The 16,265-nt window shown below is 61.5% G+C and carries 23 protein-coding genes and 1 pseudogene; 18 read left to right on the top strand and 6 right to left on the bottom strand.

Annotation, left to right across the window (positions count from 1 at the left end):
• Nucleotides 1-294: 294 nt before the first annotated feature.
• The 4 genes from AC0L24_RS04900 to AC0L24_RS04915 all read left to right on the top strand — a co-directional run bounded on the left by AC0L24_RS04900 (nt 295) and on the right by AC0L24_RS04915 (nt 2,809).
• On the top strand, nt 295-1,821 hold the full coding sequence (locus AC0L24_RS04900; RefSeq protein ID WP_473563507.1) for an ABC-F family ATP-binding cassette domain-containing protein: 1,527 nt from the start codon (nt 295-297) through the stop codon (nt 1,819-1,821).
• Between the two features lie 79 nt (nt 1,822-1,900).
• Nucleotides 1,901-2,179 carry a type II toxin-antitoxin system RelE/ParE family toxin gene (locus AC0L24_RS04905; protein WP_023809788.1) on the top strand — a complete coding sequence of 93 codons (279 nt, stop codon included), beginning with the start codon at nt 1,901-1,903 and terminating at the stop codon, nt 2,177-2,179.
• A gap of 27 nt (nt 2,180-2,206) precedes the next feature.
• On the top strand, nt 2,207-2,515 hold the full coding sequence (locus AC0L24_RS04910; RefSeq protein WP_127268663.1) for a HigA family addiction module antitoxin: 309 nt from the start codon (nt 2,207-2,209) through the stop codon (nt 2,513-2,515).
• Between the two features lie 135 nt (nt 2,516-2,650).
• Nucleotides 2,651-2,809, top strand: coding sequence for a hypothetical protein (locus AC0L24_RS04915; RefSeq protein ID WP_127268662.1), 159 nt, complete (start codon nt 2,651-2,653; stop codon nt 2,807-2,809).
• Nucleotides 2,810-2,825: 16 nt separating this feature from the next.
• Here AC0L24_RS04915 and AC0L24_RS04920 read toward each other — a convergent pair.
• Nucleotides 2,826-3,439 (bottom strand): annotated as a pseudogene (locus tag AC0L24_RS04920) (glutathione S-transferase family protein).
• 238 nt (nt 3,440-3,677) lie between these two features.
• Between AC0L24_RS04920 and AC0L24_RS04925 the strand changes: the two are divergent.
• Both AC0L24_RS04925 and AC0L24_RS04930 read left to right on the top strand, forming a co-directional pair.
• Entirely contained in the window at nt 3,678-4,106 is a 429-nt protein-coding gene (locus AC0L24_RS04925) for a VOC family protein (RefSeq protein ID WP_127268665.1), read from the top strand.
• 75 nt (nt 4,107-4,181) lie between these two features.
• On the top strand, nt 4,182-4,535 hold the full coding sequence (locus AC0L24_RS04930) for a DUF1428 domain-containing protein (protein ID WP_128363673.1): 354 nt from the start codon (nt 4,182-4,184) through the stop codon (nt 4,533-4,535).
• A 143-nt stretch (nt 4,536-4,678) separates the two neighbouring features.
• Here AC0L24_RS04930 and AC0L24_RS04935 read toward each other — a convergent pair whose 3' ends face one another.
• Nucleotides 4,679-6,301: a tetratricopeptide repeat-containing sulfotransferase family protein gene (locus tag AC0L24_RS04935; RefSeq protein ID WP_245481680.1), complete on the bottom strand. Its 1,623-nt coding sequence runs from the start codon at nt 6,299-6,301 to the stop codon at nt 4,679-4,681.
• Between the two features lie 139 nt (nt 6,302-6,440).
• Between AC0L24_RS04935 and AC0L24_RS04940 the strand changes: the two genes are divergently transcribed.
• The 7 genes from AC0L24_RS04940 to AC0L24_RS04970 all read left to right on the top strand — a co-directional run bounded on the left by AC0L24_RS04940 (nt 6,441) and on the right by AC0L24_RS04970 (nt 10,113).
• Nucleotides 6,441-6,833: a hypothetical protein gene (locus AC0L24_RS04940; protein ID WP_164748817.1), complete on the top strand. Its 393-nt coding sequence runs from the start codon at nt 6,441-6,443 to the stop codon at nt 6,831-6,833.
• Between the two features lie 190 nt (nt 6,834-7,023).
• On the top strand, nt 7,024-7,224 hold the full coding sequence (locus tag AC0L24_RS04945) for a cold-shock protein (RefSeq protein WP_127809541.1): 201 nt from the start codon (nt 7,024-7,026) through the stop codon (nt 7,222-7,224).
• A gap of 144 nt (nt 7,225-7,368) precedes the next feature.
• A complete protein-coding gene (locus AC0L24_RS04950) occupies nt 7,369-7,638 on the top strand; it encodes a hypothetical protein (protein WP_023809798.1) in 270 nt (89 codons plus the stop codon).
• A complete protein-coding gene (locus tag AC0L24_RS04955; protein WP_127809540.1) occupies nt 7,635-7,916 on the top strand; it encodes a hypothetical protein in 282 nt (93 codons plus the stop codon). Before AC0L24_RS04950 ends, AC0L24_RS04955 begins: the two co-directional genes overlap by 4 nt.
• Nucleotides 7,917-7,955: 39 nt before the next feature.
• Entirely contained in the window at nt 7,956-8,093 is a 138-nt protein-coding gene (locus tag AC0L24_RS04960; protein WP_164482279.1) for a hypothetical protein, read from the top strand.
• Between the two features lie 99 nt (nt 8,094-8,192).
• Complete coding sequence (locus AC0L24_RS04965; RefSeq protein ID WP_127294949.1) at nt 8,193-8,411, top strand: hypothetical protein; 219 nt, start codon at nt 8,193-8,195, stop codon at nt 8,409-8,411.
• A gap of 148 nt (nt 8,412-8,559) precedes the next feature.
• The gene (locus AC0L24_RS04970; protein ID WP_127809538.1) at nt 8,560-10,113 is read left to right on the top strand and encodes an EAL domain-containing protein; all 1,554 of its coding nucleotides are present in this window, start codon (nt 8,560-8,562) and stop codon (nt 10,111-10,113) included.
• Nucleotides 10,114-10,144: 31 nt separating this feature from the next.
• Here the strand turns inward: AC0L24_RS04970 and AC0L24_RS04975 are convergent, their stop codons facing one another.
• Nucleotides 10,145-10,561 (bottom strand): Kazal-type serine protease inhibitor domain-containing protein, encoded by a 417-nt coding sequence (locus AC0L24_RS04975; RefSeq protein WP_127809537.1) that lies wholly within the window; start codon nt 10,559-10,561, stop codon nt 10,145-10,147.
• Between the two features lie 491 nt (nt 10,562-11,052).
• Between AC0L24_RS04975 and AC0L24_RS04980 the strand changes: the two genes are divergently transcribed.
• The 3 genes from AC0L24_RS04980 (at nt 11,053) to AC0L24_RS04990 (ending at nt 12,407) form a co-directional block, all read left to right on the top strand.
• The gene (locus tag AC0L24_RS04980; RefSeq protein ID WP_006202520.1) at nt 11,053-11,265 is read left to right on the top strand and encodes a cold-shock protein; all 213 of its coding nucleotides are present in this window, start codon (nt 11,053-11,055) and stop codon (nt 11,263-11,265) included.
• A gap of 320 nt (nt 11,266-11,585) precedes the next feature.
• Complete coding sequence (locus AC0L24_RS04985; RefSeq protein WP_013530020.1) at nt 11,586-11,798, top strand: cold-shock protein; 213 nt, start codon at nt 11,586-11,588, stop codon at nt 11,796-11,798.
• 177 nt (nt 11,799-11,975) lie between these two features.
• The gene (locus tag AC0L24_RS04990; protein ID WP_127268420.1) at nt 11,976-12,407 is read left to right on the top strand and encodes a BA14K family protein; all 432 of its coding nucleotides are present in this window, start codon (nt 11,976-11,978) and stop codon (nt 12,405-12,407) included.
• 225 nt (nt 12,408-12,632) lie between these two features.
• On the opposite strand, the gene AC0L24_RS04995 is transcribed toward AC0L24_RS04990, so the two are convergent.
• From AC0L24_RS04995 to AC0L24_RS05005, 3 genes are all read right to left on the bottom strand, one after another.
• Nucleotides 12,633-13,271 carry an MBL fold metallo-hydrolase gene (locus AC0L24_RS04995; protein WP_127268419.1) on the bottom strand — a complete coding sequence of 213 codons (639 nt, stop codon included), beginning with the start codon at nt 13,269-13,271 and terminating at the stop codon, nt 12,633-12,635.
• Between the two features lie 138 nt (nt 13,272-13,409).
• A complete protein-coding gene (locus AC0L24_RS05000) occupies nt 13,410-13,727 on the bottom strand; it encodes a hypothetical protein (protein WP_023809804.1) in 318 nt (105 codons plus the stop codon).
• Between the two features lie 145 nt (nt 13,728-13,872).
• Complete coding sequence (locus AC0L24_RS05005) at nt 13,873-14,766, bottom strand: branched-chain amino acid aminotransferase (protein ID WP_127268418.1); 894 nt, start codon at nt 14,764-14,766, stop codon at nt 13,873-13,875.
• A 246-nt stretch (nt 14,767-15,012) separates the two neighbouring features.
• Between AC0L24_RS05005 and AC0L24_RS05010 the strand changes: the two genes are divergently transcribed.
• Together AC0L24_RS05010 and AC0L24_RS05015 are read left to right on the top strand one after the other, a co-directional pair.
• Nucleotides 15,013-15,546, top strand: a complete 534-nt coding sequence (locus AC0L24_RS05010; RefSeq protein ID WP_027039379.1) for a MarR family winged helix-turn-helix transcriptional regulator — start codon at nt 15,013-15,015, stop codon at nt 15,544-15,546.
• Entirely contained in the window at nt 15,533-16,252 is a 720-nt protein-coding gene (locus tag AC0L24_RS05015) for a response regulator (protein ID WP_013530014.1), read from the top strand. Before AC0L24_RS05010 ends, AC0L24_RS05015 begins: the two co-directional genes overlap by 14 nt.
• The last annotated feature ends 13 nt before the right edge of the window (nt 16,253-16,265 follow it).

Consider the following 16,265-nt stretch of genomic DNA (forward strand, 5'->3'; position numbering starts at 1 on the left):
GCCCGCAGAGCATCTACTTGCCATCCGCCCCGCCCTTGGTGTAATCGCTGCGCACACTCAACGTCTTGTCTTGAAAGGAGGGCTCACGTGTTTACGTTTCATCGTCACCATCGTCAGCGTGGCCCGATTTCTGCCCTGCGAGCTTGCTTGCAGGGCTGACCAGGGACGGGTTTTTCCCGCTTCGATTTTTTGGTCTGCCCTTCGTGGTGTTGCAACGCCGAGCCTGATGGCCAGCTGCGCACCGTCAAAGTGCATTGAGCCGGACTTTCCTCCGGCAAGACCAGAGAAATCAAAATGGCCCTGATCAGCCTCAAATCCCTCGGCGTCACCATGAGTGCGCCGCTGTTTTCCAATCTCGACCTCACCATCGGCACCGGCGACCGGCTCGGCATTGTCGCCGCCAATGGCCGCGGCAAGTCGACCTTGCTGAAATGCCTGACCGGCGAGATGGAGCCGACCTCCGGTGACATCACCCGCACGCGCGGCCTGCGCGCCGGTCATGTCGAACAATCCGTTGCCCCGGCCCTTCTCAGCCGCAGCTTCCATCAGGTCGTGGCCGACGCCTTGCCGCCCGAGCAGGCTGAAAGCGAGCTGTGGCGCGTCGACATGGTTCTCGATTCACTCGACGTGCCGGAGCCGATGCCCGAGCGGCCAATGCAGGCGCTGAGCGGCGGTTGGCAGAGACTGGCGCTGATCGCCCGCGTCTGGGTGACAGATCCGGACGTGCTGCTGCTCGACGAGCCGACCAACCATCTCGACCTTGCTCGCATCAGCCAGTTGGAAACCTGGCTCAACGCATTGCCGCGTGAGGTGCCGGTCATCATTGCCAGCCACGACCGCGCCTTTCTCGACGCCGCCACCAACCGGACGCTGTTCCTGCGCCCGGAACAGTCGCCCGTGTTTGCCTTGCCCTATTCCCGCGCCAGGCGGGCGCTCGACGAGGTCGACGCCTCGACCGAGCGCAAGTTCCAGCGCGACATGAAGGTGGCGCAGCAATTGCGCCGGCAGGCGGCCAAGCTCAACAATATCGGCATCAATTCAGGCAGCGACCTGCTGACGGTCAAGACCAGGCAACTCAGCCAGCGGGCCGAAAAACTGGAGGAAGCGGCGAACCCGGCGCATCGCGAGAAGTCGGCGGGTGCCATAAAACTGGCCAATCGCGACACTCACGCCAAAGTGCTGATCACGCTCGACGACGCGGCTGTCGAAACACCCGATGGCACGCTGCTGTTTCGGACCGGCAAGCGCCACATCTGCCAGGGCGACCGCATCGTGCTGCTAGGCCGCAACGGCGTCGGCAAGTCGCGCTTCGTCACCCTGATCCGCAATGCCATTGTCGAACCGGACACGGTGCGGAATGTGAAGGTGACGCCGTCGACGGTGCTCGGCTACAGCGATCAGGCGCTGTCGGGCATCAGCGGCGACGACACGCCGCTGGCGATGGTCTCGCGCCGCTACGATGTCGGCGAGCAGCGCGCACGGTCGTTGCTGGCCGGTGCTGGCGTGGTCATCGAGATGCAGGAGAAAAAGATCGGCGTGCTGTCCGGTGGCCAGAAGGCGCGTCTGATGATGCTGGCGCTGAGGCTCGCCAATCCCAACTTCTATCTGCTGGACGAGCCGACCAACCACCTCGACATCGACGGCCAGGAAGCGCTGGAAGCGGAACTGCTGGCGCATCAGGCAAGCTGTGTGCTCGCCTCGCACGACCGCTCCTTCATCCGCGCCATCGGCAACCGCTTCTGGCTGATCGACAAACGAAAGCTGACCGAAGTCGAGGCCCCCGAGGAGTTCTTCCGCTCAGTGGCCGAAACGGCAGGATGAGGTCAACGGAGGTCGACTGGCATGTAAATTATTTGCTTACAGACCTTGTTTTCTGTAAGCAATCTGTTTACATATATCGATGATCAAGTCCTTCAAGAACAAGGCGCTGTCGGACCTCTTTCAAACTGGAAAGACCGGCAAGATCGACGCCAAGATGCACAAGCGCATTCTTGTCCGGCTTGACCGCCTGGAAGCTTCGGAGAAGCCGGAGGAAATGAACCTTCCCGGCTTCGATTTCCACCCGCTGAAAGGCTTCGATCCAATCCGCTACACGGTCCACGTCAACGGTCCGTGGTGCATCACATTCGAGTTCGACGGCAAGGACGCTGCCCGCGTCGATTTCGAGCAATATCACTGAGGCGGCCAGACTGGAGAAGTTCGACTTATGACCGTGCACGAGCCGACGCGTCCTATTGAGCGTTGTCCCTCCCACCCGGGAGCGCTGCTTGAGGACATTATCCCGGCAACTGGAAAGACCAAGGTGGAAATTGCAAATCTGCTCGGGATCTCCCGGCAGCAGCTCTATGACATCATCCGCGAAAAGAAGCCGGTTTCGCCGGCTGTGGCCGCTCGCCTCGGGAAGCTGTTCGGCGACGGCGCCGCGATCTGGCTTCGAATGCAAGCGGCTTTCGATGCTTGGCACGCAGAGCGTGAAGTTGATGTTTCAGCGATCCCTACGCTCAGGGTTGCGTAGGTCCGCACGGCAGCATTCGGACAGACCATCAGACGCCGCGATAAAAAATCTCGACGGTCTGTCGGATAGCCTCAGCCCGTCGCGTCCTTGGGATGCCGACACGATGATGCCGGCGCCAACCCAGGGAGAATTATCATGTCGGTTCTTTCATCCATCGGTCGCGTCGCAACCCGGTATGCGGCAGCGCGCGCTCGTCACCGCAGCGAGCGCATCCTGCTTTCGCTGCCGGCCTCGCTGCGCAAGGATATCGGCTTTCCGGACGTCTTCGACGCGCAGAACGGCCGCCGCCCCTGACCTCGCGAGGCGCCAGTCAGTCATGCGTATCACCTGAAAGCGGTGTCGCCTGCATCGATACGCGTTTTTCGAAAGCCTCGAACCAGTGCGTCAGCCGTGCCCGCGAGCGAAAAGGCGGCAGGTGGCGGAACGCCATCCAGGACAGCGTGGTGGCCAAGGCGATGTGGCCGACATGGAGCGGTGCCTCGTCGTCAGCGCGCTTTCGATCCAGTCGTAGCTCGCCTCGATCTTTTCCCGGTATCCGTCGGCGAGAGCACCATAGCGCAGCTTTTCGGGTCTCCTTTCTGTCTCCCAGCGCAAAGCGATGCCTGTCTGCGCGAGGCCCTGGGCGACCGACTGAAGCCGCAACGCCTGCCAGCGCGCCTCGCCGTCCTGCGGCAGCAGCTTGCGGCCGTCATGCAGTGTGTCGAGATAGGCGCAAATGACATCGGAATCGAAGATCGGCGACGCATTTGGCCGCAACAGCACCGGCACCTTGCCAAGCGGATTTTCGGCGTAGACATCGGCGTTGCGCAAGGTGGGACTGGTCTCATGATGGATGACCTCCAGCCGATCGGCAATGCCAACCTCATGGGCGAAGACAAGCGCCTTGCGCGCGAAGGGTGAGTGGGTTTGATAGTAGAGGATCATTGTCGTCCCGGGGTTGAAGAGGCGTTCGCGTGATCCATCTGTTCTAGCCTGCGAGCCGAGAGAATTGCGCTCTGATTGGGCGCCGCCGACGCAAGTTCGTTTCACGCCTCTCGCTCGAGCCCGCGGCTGTCCGGGATAATCAAGGGCCGACCGCCAAAAAAATTTCGCCGCCATGTAGGATCGCCGCCGTCCGATCCGTCCTATGGCTCGCAAGGCCAAACGCAAAGAGGAACAACAAATGACTGATCAGACCCCCGTTCAGCCCGCGGCCAAAGTGCTCGGCGGATTGACCCCCTATCTGCAGCTGGATGGCGCCTTCAAGGCTGCCGAATTCTACAAGAAGGCCTTCGGCGCGGAGCAGGTCTTTGCCTACCCGGCGGACGAAAAAGGCCGCACCATGCACATTCACCTCCACATCAATGGCTCGACCCTCATGCTCTCCGATTTCTATCCGGAAAACGGAATGCCCGCCGTCAAGCCGCAGGGTTACACCATGCAGCTTCACCTCGGCAGCGACGACATCGAAGCCTGGTGGAAGCGCGCCGTCGATGCCGGCTGCGAAGTCGCCGTGCCGCTCCAAGTCATGTTCTGGGGCGATCAGTGGGGCAATATGCGCGACCCGTTCGGCGTCGAATGGGCGATGAACGCGCCGGTGAAGAAAGCTTGATCTGCCAACGATGGCCCGAGCCCCTCACCGGCCGGCGCCGGTGAGGCCCTGTGAACTTCCAGGAGGAGATCCAAAATGTCCTATGTCGATGGTTTCGTACTTGCCGTATCCAAGGCAAAACTCGATGACTACAAGAAGCTGGCCAACCTCGCAGGGCCTGTCTGGAGGGAACATGGCGCGCTCGCCTATGTCGAATGCATCGGCGACGACGTGCCCTATGGCGAGGTCACGTCCTTCCCGCGTGCCGTGCAGGCCAAGGACGACGAGATCGTCGTCTTCGCCTGGGCCGTCTATGAGTCGCGGGAGAGCCGCGATGCCGTCATGGCCAAGGTGATGGCAGATCCCCGCTTGAAGGCCGATTGGGCGGACATGCCGTTCGACGGCAAGCGCATGATCTTCGGTGGCTTCAAGCCATTCATTGAGCTTTGAGCAGCCGGTAGCAGATTAGAAGAAGCCTCTCAGCTTCGTCATCCTAGGCGAAGCAGGAGCGAAGCTCCGTCGCGAAGACCCTAGGATGACGACGCGGGTGCTTAGGCCATCGCTAAGGCCACGATCAGCTAGATAGCGTTGCGCTAATCCAGCTTGTCGAGCAGCGGCTTCAGCCGATCTCCATAGCGCTTCCACAGATCGACCGACCCTTGATACATCGGCTGGCGCACCTGTGCGGCCGAAGCCGTGCGAACCGGTCGGTCGGTCTCGTGGAACGATAGAGCCGCGTCGTCCCAGGGCAGGCCGAGATGAGCGATCAATGTCCGCGTCTGTCCTTCTTGGTCGGCGACAAAATCCTCGTAGCGTACATCATGCACGACGCCCGGCAGCACCGTGTGCCAATGCTTCATGATGTCGGTGTAGAGATTGTGGAAGTCGGCGAGCTCGCCGAGATCGTAGCCATAGCGATGGCTGTCGCCGCGGAAATGCACTTTGTAGATCGACAGGCAGGTGGCCGCGGCATCGCGCGCGCAGTGGATGATCCTGGCCTTCGGCATCATCATGTGGATGAAGCCGACAAGCAGGAAGTTGCCTGGCATTTTGTCGGTGACGTGACGCATGTTCGGATAGCGGGCATGCAGCATGTCGAGATAGGCTTGCCCTGCCTCGGCAAAATCCGCATCGCCCATATCCGATACGCCCCATGGGAAGCCACCCGGCATGGTCGCCGGGAACTGCTTGCCGACCGCCTTCTTCAAGATGCTGAGCTCGCCTGCGCCATAGACCTGCGGATGGCTGGCAATGATCTGCTCGACCAGCGTCGTGCCCGAACGCGGCATGCCGACGATGAAGATCGGCGTGTCGTCGCTGATTGAGCTGGGCCTGTGCTTCTCGAAGAAGCCGGCATCGAAGGTGGCCTTCATCGCCTCGAATTCGGCCCGCGTCCTGGCCTGGTCGTAGTTGATGCCTTTGCGGCGGATCGCATTGCCTTCGGCGAAATAGTCGAAGGCCCGGCCATAATCCCTGAGATCGTCATTCGCCTTGCCGAGTCCGAAGGACAGCTGCATGCGTGCCAGGCTGTCCTGCGGCGCTTTGGCATGCTGGGCTTCCATGCCCCCAAGCTCGCTGTCGCGCTCCTTCTGGCGCTTGACCTGCGTCAGCATCAGCCAGGCTGTGGCCATGGCGGGGTTGATCGCCAACGCCTGCCGGAACAGGTCGACCGCCTCGTCGAGCTTGCCCTTTTCCATCAGCCCGACGCCGAGCCCGTGCAGCAGGTCGGCATCCTTGGGGCGTATCGCCAGCGCTTCGCGGAAGGCAGCCAGCGCCTCATCCAGCCGCCCGGCTTCCTGCAGGGTTTCGGCAAGCCCGATGCGGGCGCGCACGTGAAATGGATTGCGTGCAACCGTGCCGCGATAAATCTCTTCGGCCTCTTCGAACTGGCCGACCTGCTTCAGCGATGAGCCGAGATTGTCGCGCGCCGCGAGCTGGTCCGGCCGCAGATCCACCGCACCGCGGAAGAAATCGATGGCCGCAGCAGGGCGGCCGAGGTCGCGCATCACCGTACCGAAATTGTTGAGGAAATCGGGATTCGTCGGCTGCAGGCTCACCGACCGTTCGATGAGATCCAGCCCTTCTTCGCTGCGCCCGGTCTGGTGCAGCAGCAGTCCCAGGAAATGCGCCGCGGCCGCATGCTTGGGCTGACGCGCCAGCACCTGCCGGTAGATCGTCTCAGCCTCTTGCCGGCGCCCCGCCTGATGCAGTTGCAACGCCTGCTGCACATACTGGTCGAGGCCCAGCGGCGGCTGTCCGCCTGCGCCAGACCTGGCTCCCGCACCCGCCGCTCGTCTTTGATCTCTGTTGATGGGAAACCTGCCGTGTTTTATCCGCCTGTGGCGATCTAGGCCATTGGCGCGCCAGGTTCAAGGCTTCGCTTGCTGTCTCGTCCTTTCGTCGGTGCGGAAAGATCAAATCAGGCGATTGGTCTCGGCAACCTGCCTGGCACGCCGAACCGTTCCATCGGTGTCGGCCATCCTTCGCTTTGCCGCCTCGTCACTTCTGACAGTCAGCCGCGGCGACAGGACAACCATCGGCTTTGCCATTACCGGCTTTGCGACCGGCGTGATCGTTACGGGGGTGCCTGTTGGCGTCTTTACGGACATCTCGAGGTCTCCTTCTTCAACTCACAAGAAAAATGAAATACCGGGAGAATTATTCCCGCTAAGCTTCAAACAGTTTTTGAATTGTATGAATTTGTATCATCATTTTTCTGATAGTTACAGCGCGCAATTTTTTGAATGAAGCACAATTTTATTTTAAAACGCCTTGATTAAATTACAACAAAGGCCTATCTGTACAGGATCGCTTTGGGCCAGAATTGGCATCTCGCGGCGTCAGAGGTTCTCGACCCGCCAATCTCATTCCAAATCATCGATACCGGGCGCGCGGCAATTCGCTCCGCGCGGCCATTCTCATTCTTCGAAAGACCGACATGAACACCGGAACCGTGAAGTTCTACAATGGCCGGACCGGCTTCATTCAGCCGACCGATGGCGGCAAGGACGTCTTTGTCCATGTCAGCGCACTGGAGCGCGCCGGCTTCTCCGGCCTCGCCGAAGGCCAGAAGCTGCAGTTCGAGTTGGAGCGTGACACCAAGGGCCGCGAGTCGGCCGCCAATTTGCAATTGATCTGATCCGGCCGAATTCGATGAACGCTGACCACGGATGTACTGGCAGCTCTCGAAAGAGGCTTATTTCCAGCGACTGCCGGAAATAGGAAAGCGGGGCTCGTCCCCGCTTTTTTGTTTTCAGGACCGCTGCTTTGCATAGGTAAGACAATGCCGGACCGCACCACCCACTCCATCGCGCACTTCACCGCACCTTTCGTGCTCGGCGGACTGGAAGGGCAGCTGCCGGCCGGCGACTACGACATCGACCACGACGAAGAGCTGATCGAGGGCATGTCGCGGCTTGCCTGGCGCCGCGTCGCCACTTTCATCCATCTGCCGGCAAGGGCAGCGAAAAACCCGCCCACCAGCCAGCTTGTCGCCATCGATTACCTCGAACTCGAAACAGCGCTGAAGCGCGACAGGGAGAATGCAGCATGATCCGTTTCCAGCAGAATGCGCGCCCGCGCACCGACACACCCGCGCACCAATTTTCGATCGGTCAGACCGTGCGCATGAAGAGCCGCACCGGCCTCGTTCAGAAGACCGCCGAACTGTTCCAGATCAAGAGCAGGCTGCCGGTCAAGGATGGTTCGCCGCAATACCGCATCCGCAGCGAGCAGGAGAGCTATGAGCGGGTCACCACCGAAGACAATCTCGAACCGGCAGATCCGGTTGTTGCCGACAACCCCGTTGTTGCCAGCAACCCGCTCGTCTGAGACCCCACCGCCAAGCCAACACTGAAGCAGGAGCACGACATGTCCAAAGGTCAACAGCGAAGCAACCGCGAGACACGCAAGCCGAAGAAGGACAAGGTCGTGGCAAAGCCCGCCTCCCCGTTCGGTTCGTCGGTCAAGCAGGCGGAGAGCAGCTTGAAGCCGAAGTCGAAAGGCTGACAAACTGGAGGGCGCGCCTCGTGCGCCCTTTCCGTCGTCCTCTGTGAGGTGGCGAATTGACTGGACAGGCCTGCGCAATGCTCTGCCACGGAGGCGCGTTTGAATTTCGTCATCGAGTTCTACCGGTCGCGCGACGCCGACGAAGCCACTCTCGACAAGGTATCGCTGGAGGCGCCGAATCTGCGCGCCGCGCTGCAGGGCGCCACCGCGCTGTTCCACACGCTGGCCATGCCGCAAATCCCCGATCGCCTGCGCATCTGCGACGACAATGGCTGCGAGCTTTACGCCGGCCCGGCCGACGGCGCCTATCCGGTTTAGAGCAGCGGTGCTGCCCACGACTCCATTAAAGTTCACGTAAGATCGAGGCCCTAAGATCCGCCTGAACCGGGCCGCTGCCGCGATTGGTGGCCGAGACGTTGCGGGCGACCACCCACGATCGCCGCTCATACCCGAAGGCAGGAGGCGCATGGACAGGTCGCGCATCATCGTGACGGCGGTGGTGTTGGCCATGCTGGGCGCCATCGTGCCCATCGCGGCGACGTTTCATCTCGCTTGGACCCAGGCCGTCCAAAAGGAACATGAGCGGCTGCGGCTGTTCGCCAGCCGCGCCATCGCCAGGGCCGACATCTCGCTCAACGATGCCACCGCCGCTTTGCGGCAGATCGACCAGTTCACCGGCATCCGCTGTTCGGCGGACCATATAGCCCGTATGCGGCAACTCACCATCAGCACGCGCCCGATCGAAGAAATGGGCTATTTCGAAAACGGCCTGCTCAAATGCTCTTCTTGGGGACCGACCGAAGGGCGCGTGGCGCAATCCACCCCTGACTTCACCACCAGGGACGGCATGGCCGTCACCGCCCGCATGCAGCCGGTGATAAGTGAGGACCATTTTCTGATGGCGCTGCGATACAGGGACCACAACGTCCTTGTCGATCCGGTACGCTTTGTCGACGTCATCGTCGATCCCGGTGTCCAGCTCGCCTTGACGACGCAAACGGGCATCCTTCTTGGCGCGTTGAACGGCCCGAATCCTGCTCGTATCGAGAAGGTCATCGCCGGCCCCGGCGAAGGCATCGATGACGATCTCCTATTTGCCACCGCGCGCGGGACGGACTGGATTGCTGTCGCCACCGAACCGACAAGCCAGATCCTGGGCAGCGTTCGCAAGCAGCAATTCATGCTGCTCCCGCTCGGCGCCTTCATGGCTGCCTTCATCATCGGCGTGGTTGTGTGGCTGTCACGAAGGCGGCTTTCGCCCTCGGGAGAATTGCAGATCGCCGTGCGCAAGCACGAATTCATCGTCCACTATCAGCCGATCGTCGAGCTCAGGACCGGCAATTGCATCGGCGCGGAAGCGCTGGTGCGCTGGAAGCGGCCGAATGGCTCCCTGGTCCGGCCCGATCTTTTCATTCCGCTGGCGGAAGAGAGCGGCCTGATCACGGCGATCACCGATCAGGTCATTGCGATGGTTGTGTTCGACCTGAACAGGCTCCTGGTCGCCGATCGCTCGCTTCACATCGCCATCAATCTCAGCGCAACCGATGTCGGCACCGCGCGGGTCCTGCCTATTATCGAGAAAGCATTGCAGCACACCGGGATCCAGCCGCAGCAAATCTGGCTCGAGGCGACCGAACGCGGTTTCGTCGATATCAACTCGGCGCGCTCGACGCTCATTCGTGCCCGCGAAATGGGGCACGCAGTGGCAATCGACGACTTCGGTACCGGCTATTCCAGCCTGTCCTATCTCGAGGGGCTGCCGCTCGATGCGCTCAAGATCGACAAATCGTTCATCGATACGATCAGCACGAATTCCGCCACCAGTTCCGTCACCCCGCATATCATCGACATGGCCAAGACACTGAAGCTGAAGATCGTTGCCGAGGGCGTGGAAACGCAGGCGCAGGCTGACTACCTCGCGGCGCGCGACGTCGACTACGGCCAGGGCTGGCTGTTCGCCAAACCCATGCCTGCGTCCGAGTTCATCGCCTACTGTCGCCAGGTGAAGCCGACGGCTTGACGCCTGTCGTCCTCAACAAGGCGCAGCGTTCTCAGCACGGCCCGTCGCCAACGACGCGATAGTCCGCGGCGCGGGCTTCGCAGGAATTGGGGAAGGTACGCATCTCGCCATGCCGGCGGCCGCAGACCGGAGCATATTCGCGGGTGCAGAACGTCTGCTCGCCACCGCCACCGCCACCGCCACCGCCGCTGTCGCGGCACGGACCGTCGCGCACGATGCGGTAGCCAGCCCGGTCGGCGAGACAGGAATTGGCGAAGGTCTGGCGGTCGCCGCCGCGCCGGGCACAGACCGGCTCGTACTGCTTGCTGCAATATTGCGGCTCGGGCCGTGGCGGACGCGGGCGTGGCCCTGGTCCCTCATCGACGACAACGGTGCAGGCGGCAAGAATTGCCGACAGCAACAAGATGACAAAACCCTGCCGCGAAAAGATTGCCGCCAGAAATTTCATGATGATCTCCCACGATCGGTCCCCGGTTACCGATCCTCGCCATTCCCTTGCCGAATGCAACCCCCGTTTGAGCTCGGCAAACGATAACGGCGCCTGGACCGCAAGGGAGGTCAGCGCGCCGCGATGTCTGGCCCATTCGTGGCCCGGCTCTGGCCGATGACCCGGCCGGCAAGCAAGCCTATGCCGAGCCCATCGATGCTCAGGTCAGTCGATTGATGCGTCGGGATGCGCCAGTACGGCGGCCCGCGGCGGTATCTTGCAACCATCACGTTTCCGTGCGATAAATTCCGTGTTCGGGCATTTGCGACCCGGAGAGCGGAACGTTTTGGACGACCTTTCCCCGATACTGTGAATCTCTGACGGCCCCGTTTTCGGCGGGGGGTTTGACCATGCGCCAATGCATGACTGCCGAAGCAACCACCGGGAACTGCCCTTTGCGCCAGGCGGCGGGCGGGACCACCAAAGACTGAACGGGTGAAGGAGTTTCCCCAATGGCCCAGACCGGCACCGTTAAATTCTTCAACGCGACCAAAGGCTTCGGTTTCATCACGCCCGATGGTGGCGCCAAGGATGTGTTCGTCCATATCTCCGCGATCGAAGCCTCCGGCTTGCGCACGCTCGTCGACGGCCAGAAGGTCACCTTCGACGTCGAGCCGGACCGCATGGGCAAGGGCCCCAAGGCCGTCAACCTCCGCGCAGCCTGAGCCATCGGCGCGCCGCATGTCACTCGGACGTGCGACGGAGGCTCCATGCCTGCACCTGGCCTGGAGAGGGATCTGAATTTTTGAAAGGCGCGGCGATCTTCGTCGCGCCTTTTCCTTATCGAAGGCGCGGGCCGGTGATGTCGCCCAGCCGCCAGGTTCTGGGCAACGACTTGCATAAAAACAAAGAGCCAAAGCGTGCCGCAACGTGCTTTAGACGCCCGCAAAACTTTCTCTTGCCGATGACGCTAAAATAAAGGACAAATTTCCACTCGGGCATTTGCCGGCCCGAGACTGGAGTTTATGGGACAAAGGAGCTTCCCATGCCGCAGACCGGCACCGTCAAATTCTTCAACCATGCCAAGGGCTTCGGCTTCATCACGCCCGATGATGGCGCGAAGGATGTTTTCGTCCATATTTCAGCCGTGCAGGCGTCCGGCCTTCCCGGCCTGGAGGATGGCCAGAAAGTGTCGTTCGACACCGAGCCGGACAAGCGCGGCAAGGGACCCAAGGCCGTCAACCTGTCGGTCGGCTGAGCCGGCCTGGACCGGCGATGGTTTTCGCTCCCTGGAGGGCGCGTGACCTTTGACGCCTGTTTTGAATAAATTCGTCGAAATCCGTTCAGCCCCCGTTCAGCCACGGTTGCATATTAGTCTTTGGTAAAGCCGGACCGCATCCCCGAAACTACACGGGCCGGCACGAAGGAGACCGAGATGAACCGAATTTTCAAGACCGCCGTCCTGGCCGCTGCCGTGGTCGCCACCACGCTTTCGGCCTTGCCCGCCGCCAACGCACGTGATTGGCGCCGCCATCATGGCCATCATGGCAACGGCGATGCCATTGCCGCCGGCGTGCTCGGCCTCGCGGCCGGTGCGCTGATCGGTGGCGCATTGGCCAATGACCGCCCGCCGCCCGACGCTGACCGCTACTACGATGACGGTTACTACGATCGTGACGTGGTGGTGCGCCCGGCCCCGGTCCGCCGCTACTATGCGGAGCCGCGGGTGGTCTACGCTGATCGTTATGCCGAGCCGTGGACGCGTGATTGGTACGAATACTGCTCGGACCGCTACCGCACCTTCAATTCCCGCACCGGCACGTTCACCGGCAATGACGGCGAACAGCATTTCTGCACGGCGAACTAAACCAGGGCCTCCCTGCCCCAACAGAAAAGCGCTGACCGCAAGGCCAGCGCTTTTTTGTTTGGAGCATCACAGGATTGGGGCAGGCGAATATCGGCACGCCCTACAGCAATTCCAGGAAAAGTGTGAAACGGTTTCCCGGGAAAAGCGCAAAGCGTTTTCCCTTGGGAATTGAGTCAGAACAAAGGTTAGAGCGGCCCCGCCGTTTCCGTGAAATGGTGAATTGCTCTAAACGAGAAAAGGATTGGTCCGCCTCTCCTCGCCAAAACGTCCGCCGGGACCGTGGCCGCAGATGAAGCCGATGTCGTCGCCGAGCGGCAGGAGTTTGTCCTTGATCGAAGCGATCAGTGCAGCATGGTCGCCACCCGGCAGATCGGTGCGGCCGACCGAGCCGCGGAACAGCACGTCGCCGACATGGGCGAACTTGGCCGCGCGGTTGTAGTAGACGACGTGACCTGGTGCATGGCCGGGGCAGTGCAGCACCTCGAACACATGGCCGCCGAACGACACGGTCTCGCCTTCGGACAGGAACCGGTCGGGCACGCAGTTGCGCGCTCCGGCGATGCCGTAGCGCTTGCCCTGGTTTTCCAGATTGTCGAGCAGCGACTTGTCGGCCTCATGCGGACCGATGATCTCGACGCCGAGCGCCTCCTTCAACTCCATTGCGCCGCCGGCATGGTCGATGTGGCCATGCGTTATCCAGATCGCCCCGGCTGAGATCGCATTGTCCTTCAGCACCGCCAGCACCTTGTCGATATCGCCGCCCGGATCGACGACGACGCCATGCTTGTCATCCATGTCGAACAGGATGGTACAATTCTGCTGGAACGGTGTGACCGGCACGATGCCGGCATTGAGCTGACCCATGATCGTCCTTTCGATGTTCACGGGTGATGTAGAGGCGCGGACAAAGGGCGTCCACCCTCGAAAGACGAACAATCGGTAGCTCCGAAAACGGAAATGGGCGGCCGAAGCCGCCCATTTGAAAAGACCGAAACGGCCCGCCTACTTCTTCATGGCGCCCATGACCGCGCCGAGAATGGCGGTCAGGATCGCGCCGCCGCCGGCGCCGCCGACGATGTTCTGCAGGTTCAGCGCGCTGCCGAGACCGCTCGTTGCTGCTGCCGCAGCCGCCGGATCGACCGCACCGCCACCCAGCAGGCTGCCGAGGATCGCCGCACCGCCGACGCCGCCAATGGCTCCGCCCAGGATTTTGGGAAGCTGACCCATCGCCGCCGTCTTGAGCGCCGCACCGACCGCCTGACCACCGATGACGCCAGTAATCACCTGTATGATGATCGGAAGAAGCGTGTTCATGTCCATATGATTAGTCCCTCCATAGCTGTCAGCCTCCCGGGCCGACACCATCATGAGACGCCGAATTGGACGAAAGTCAAATGCAGAAACGCTGAAATAAAAGGGGCGGCCCGAAAACCGCCCCTACTTCCTAAAAAAGCTGTGACTTTCGTTATTCTGCGGCGATCGCGTGCTTGGGCTGAACGGCCGCAGAATAGTCATTCATAAGATTCTTGGCTATTTCGCCGACCTCGAATCGGTAAGGCCCGATCTCGGAAACCGGCGTCACTTCCGCCGCCGTCCCGGTCAGGAAGCACTGCTCGAAGCTTTCCAGCTCTTCCGGCAGGATGGCGCGTTCAATCACCTCCAGGCCGCGATCCTTGGCCAGCCCAATGACCGTGCGGCGGGTGATACCGTCGAGGAAGCAGTCAGGCTTGGGTGTGTGGATCTTGCCCTCCTTGACGAAGAAGATGTTGGCTCCGGTCGCTTCGGCGACCTGGCCACGCCAGTCGAGCATCATGGCGTCGGCATAGCCCTTGGCCTCGGCGGCGTGCTTGGACATGGTGCAGATCATGTAGAGGCCGGCGGCCTTCGACCTGGAAGGCGCGGTGCGCGGGTCGGGCCGGCGCCATTCCGCCACATCGAGACGGATGCCTTTCAGCTTCTGCGCAGGATCGAAATAGCTCGGCCATTGCCAGATGGCGATGGCACAGTTGATGCGGTTGTTCTGCGCCGAGACGCCCATCTGCTCACTGCCGCGCCAGGCAATCGGCCGGACATAGGCGTCCTGGAAACCCTGCTTCTTGAGAAGCGTGGATGAGGCGTCGTTGAGCTCGGCCACCGTATAGGGGATATTGAAACCGAGCAGGCGTGCCGATTCATGCAGGCGCTCGGTGTGTTCGTTGAGCTTGAAGATCTCGCCGCCATAGGCGCGTTCTCCCTCGAAAACGGCGCTGGCGTAATGCAGCCCGTGCGTCAGCACATGGATCTTGGCGTCACCCCATTGGACGAATTCGCCGTTCATCCAGATGGAGCCATCGAGTTGATCGAAGGGAACGGATGCCATGGTAACCTCCCACGGGCGGCAGCCCGGATACTTGTATCGTTGTGTGTTTCGTGTCGGCCGCCCAAAGCGGCTTTTATGGTGGAGCGTAGGCGGATAATTGCGCTCTGGCAAACTTAGGAAATTCCGGAAAAACCGGCTTCCCTTGCCTTTTCGTTCGCAATCCGCCCAAAAGCTTGTCAAAAATTACCATTGCAGGGAAATTACGTCAATAGTACTGACATAATCTCTCTTTCCCACGGAGAAATAATGACGGATCGAAGCCCAGCCGCAGGAAAACCGATCAGGACCGCGATGTCGGTCGAGGACGGCATCGACTTCGCCATCATCGAGCTGCTCTTCTTTGCCTATCGTGACTTCACCTCCGATCCGGACCAGATCCTGGCCGACTACGGCTTTGGCCGGGCCCACCACCGGGTGCTGCATTTCGTCAACCGCAGGCCGGGCCTGACGGTAGCCGAACTGCTCGACGTGCTGAAGATCACCAAACAGAGCCTGGCCCGTGTGCTCAAGCAGTTGATCGACACCGACCATGTCGTGCAGTTGCAAGGTCCGCGCGACCGCCGACAGCGCGAACTTTATCCGACCGCCAAGGGCCGTGCGCTGGCGCTGGCGCTGGCGCGGCCACAGTCGCGCCGCATCCATGCTGCATTGGGGGATTCCGGAGTAACCGAACGGACCTTGGTGGAACGGTTCCTCGAAGCGATGGTCAATCCGGAACTGAGGGCGCAGATCGACGTTGGGTCCGCAAAAATGTCAGGGAAAAGCCATGGAGAGCACTGAACGGGTCGATCACGCGGCCGCGCCGGACGACGACGCGCCGCATCTGCTTGTCGTCGACGACGACACCCGCATCCGCAATCTTCTCAAGCAGTATCTGACCGAAAACGGCTTTCGCGTCACCGTCGCCGGCAATGCCGGCGAAGCCAGGCGCAAGCTTGCCGGCCTCGACTTCGACCTTCTGGTGCTGGACGTCATGATGCCCGGTGAAACGGGCGTCGACCTGACCAAGTCGCTGCGAGCCGAAAAGAACGTACCGATCCTGATGCTGACGGCCCTGTCGGAGACCGACAGCCGCATCTCAGGGCTTGAGGCCGGCGCCGACGACTACCTGCCGAAGCCGTTCGATCCGCGCGAGCTGATCCTGCGCATCAACAACATCCTTCGCCGTGGTGGCCCGGCGACCACGCCCAAGGTCGAGCAGTTGGTCTTCGGCCCCTACACCTTCCAGATCGCCCGGCGCGAGTTGAAGCGTGGCGGCGAGGCGCTGAAGCTGACCGACCGCGAGCAGGAGATCCTGGCGATCTTCGCGGCAAGGGCCGGCGAGACGATACCCCGCCACGAGCTTGTCGGTGACGATTCGGAGGTCGGCGAGCGCACCATCGACGTCCAGATCAACCGGCTGCGCCGCAAGATCGAGCGCGATCCGTCCAACCCGGTCTGGCTGCAGACCGTGCGCGGTATTGGGTATCGGCTCAGCGTGGAATAGAATGCCGCCTGCG

Source organism: Mesorhizobium sp. WSM4809 (genome assembly GCF_055811655.1).

Excerpts from the sequence above, each read along its gene's own strand:
- AC0L24_RS04900 (WP_473563507.1), top strand. The coding sequence starts at position 295 with ATGGCCCTGATCAGCCTCAAATCCCTCGGCGTCACCATGAGTGCGCCG.
- AC0L24_RS04905 (WP_023809788.1), top strand. The coding sequence starts at position 1,901 with ATGATCAAGTCCTTCAAGAACAAGGCGCTGTCGGACCTCTTTCAAACT.
- AC0L24_RS04910 (WP_127268663.1), top strand. The coding sequence starts at position 2,207 with ATGACCGTGCACGAGCCGACGCGTCCTATTGAGCGTTGTCCCTCCCAC.
- AC0L24_RS04915 (WP_127268662.1), top strand. The coding sequence starts at position 2,651 with ATGTCGGTTCTTTCATCCATCGGTCGCGTCGCAACCCGGTATGCGGCA.
- AC0L24_RS04925 (WP_127268665.1), top strand. The coding sequence starts at position 3,678 with ATGACTGATCAGACCCCCGTTCAGCCCGCGGCCAAAGTGCTCGGCGGA.
- AC0L24_RS04930 (WP_128363673.1), top strand. The coding sequence starts at position 4,182 with ATGTCCTATGTCGATGGTTTCGTACTTGCCGTATCCAAGGCAAAACTC.
- AC0L24_RS04945 (WP_127809541.1), top strand. The coding sequence starts at position 7,024 with ATGAACACCGGAACCGTGAAGTTCTACAATGGCCGGACCGGCTTCATT.
- AC0L24_RS04950 (WP_023809798.1), top strand. The coding sequence starts at position 7,369 with ATGCCGGACCGCACCACCCACTCCATCGCGCACTTCACCGCACCTTTC.
- AC0L24_RS04955 (WP_127809540.1), top strand. The coding sequence starts at position 7,635 with ATGATCCGTTTCCAGCAGAATGCGCGCCCGCGCACCGACACACCCGCG.
- AC0L24_RS04960 (WP_164482279.1), top strand. The coding sequence starts at position 7,956 with ATGTCCAAAGGTCAACAGCGAAGCAACCGCGAGACACGCAAGCCGAAG.
- AC0L24_RS04970 (WP_127809538.1), top strand. The coding sequence starts at position 8,560 with ATGGACAGGTCGCGCATCATCGTGACGGCGGTGGTGTTGGCCATGCTG.
- AC0L24_RS04975 (WP_127809537.1), bottom strand. The coding sequence starts at position 10,561 with ATGAAATTTCTGGCGGCAATCTTTTCGCGGCAGGGTTTTGTCATCTTG.
- AC0L24_RS04980 (WP_006202520.1), top strand. The coding sequence starts at position 11,053 with ATGGCCCAGACCGGCACCGTTAAATTCTTCAACGCGACCAAAGGCTTC.
- AC0L24_RS04985 (WP_013530020.1), top strand. The coding sequence starts at position 11,586 with ATGCCGCAGACCGGCACCGTCAAATTCTTCAACCATGCCAAGGGCTTC.
- AC0L24_RS04990 (WP_127268420.1), top strand. The coding sequence starts at position 11,976 with ATGAACCGAATTTTCAAGACCGCCGTCCTGGCCGCTGCCGTGGTCGCC.
- AC0L24_RS04995 (WP_127268419.1), bottom strand. The coding sequence starts at position 13,271 with ATGGGTCAGCTCAATGCCGGCATCGTGCCGGTCACACCGTTCCAGCAG.
- AC0L24_RS05000 (WP_023809804.1), bottom strand. The coding sequence starts at position 13,727 with ATGGACATGAACACGCTTCTTCCGATCATCATACAGGTGATTACTGGC.
- AC0L24_RS05005 (WP_127268418.1), bottom strand. The coding sequence starts at position 14,766 with ATGGCATCCGTTCCCTTCGATCAACTCGATGGCTCCATCTGGATGAAC.
- AC0L24_RS05010 (WP_027039379.1), top strand. The coding sequence starts at position 15,013 with ATGACGGATCGAAGCCCAGCCGCAGGAAAACCGATCAGGACCGCGATG.
- AC0L24_RS05015 (WP_013530014.1), top strand. The coding sequence starts at position 15,533 with ATGGAGAGCACTGAACGGGTCGATCACGCGGCCGCGCCGGACGACGAC.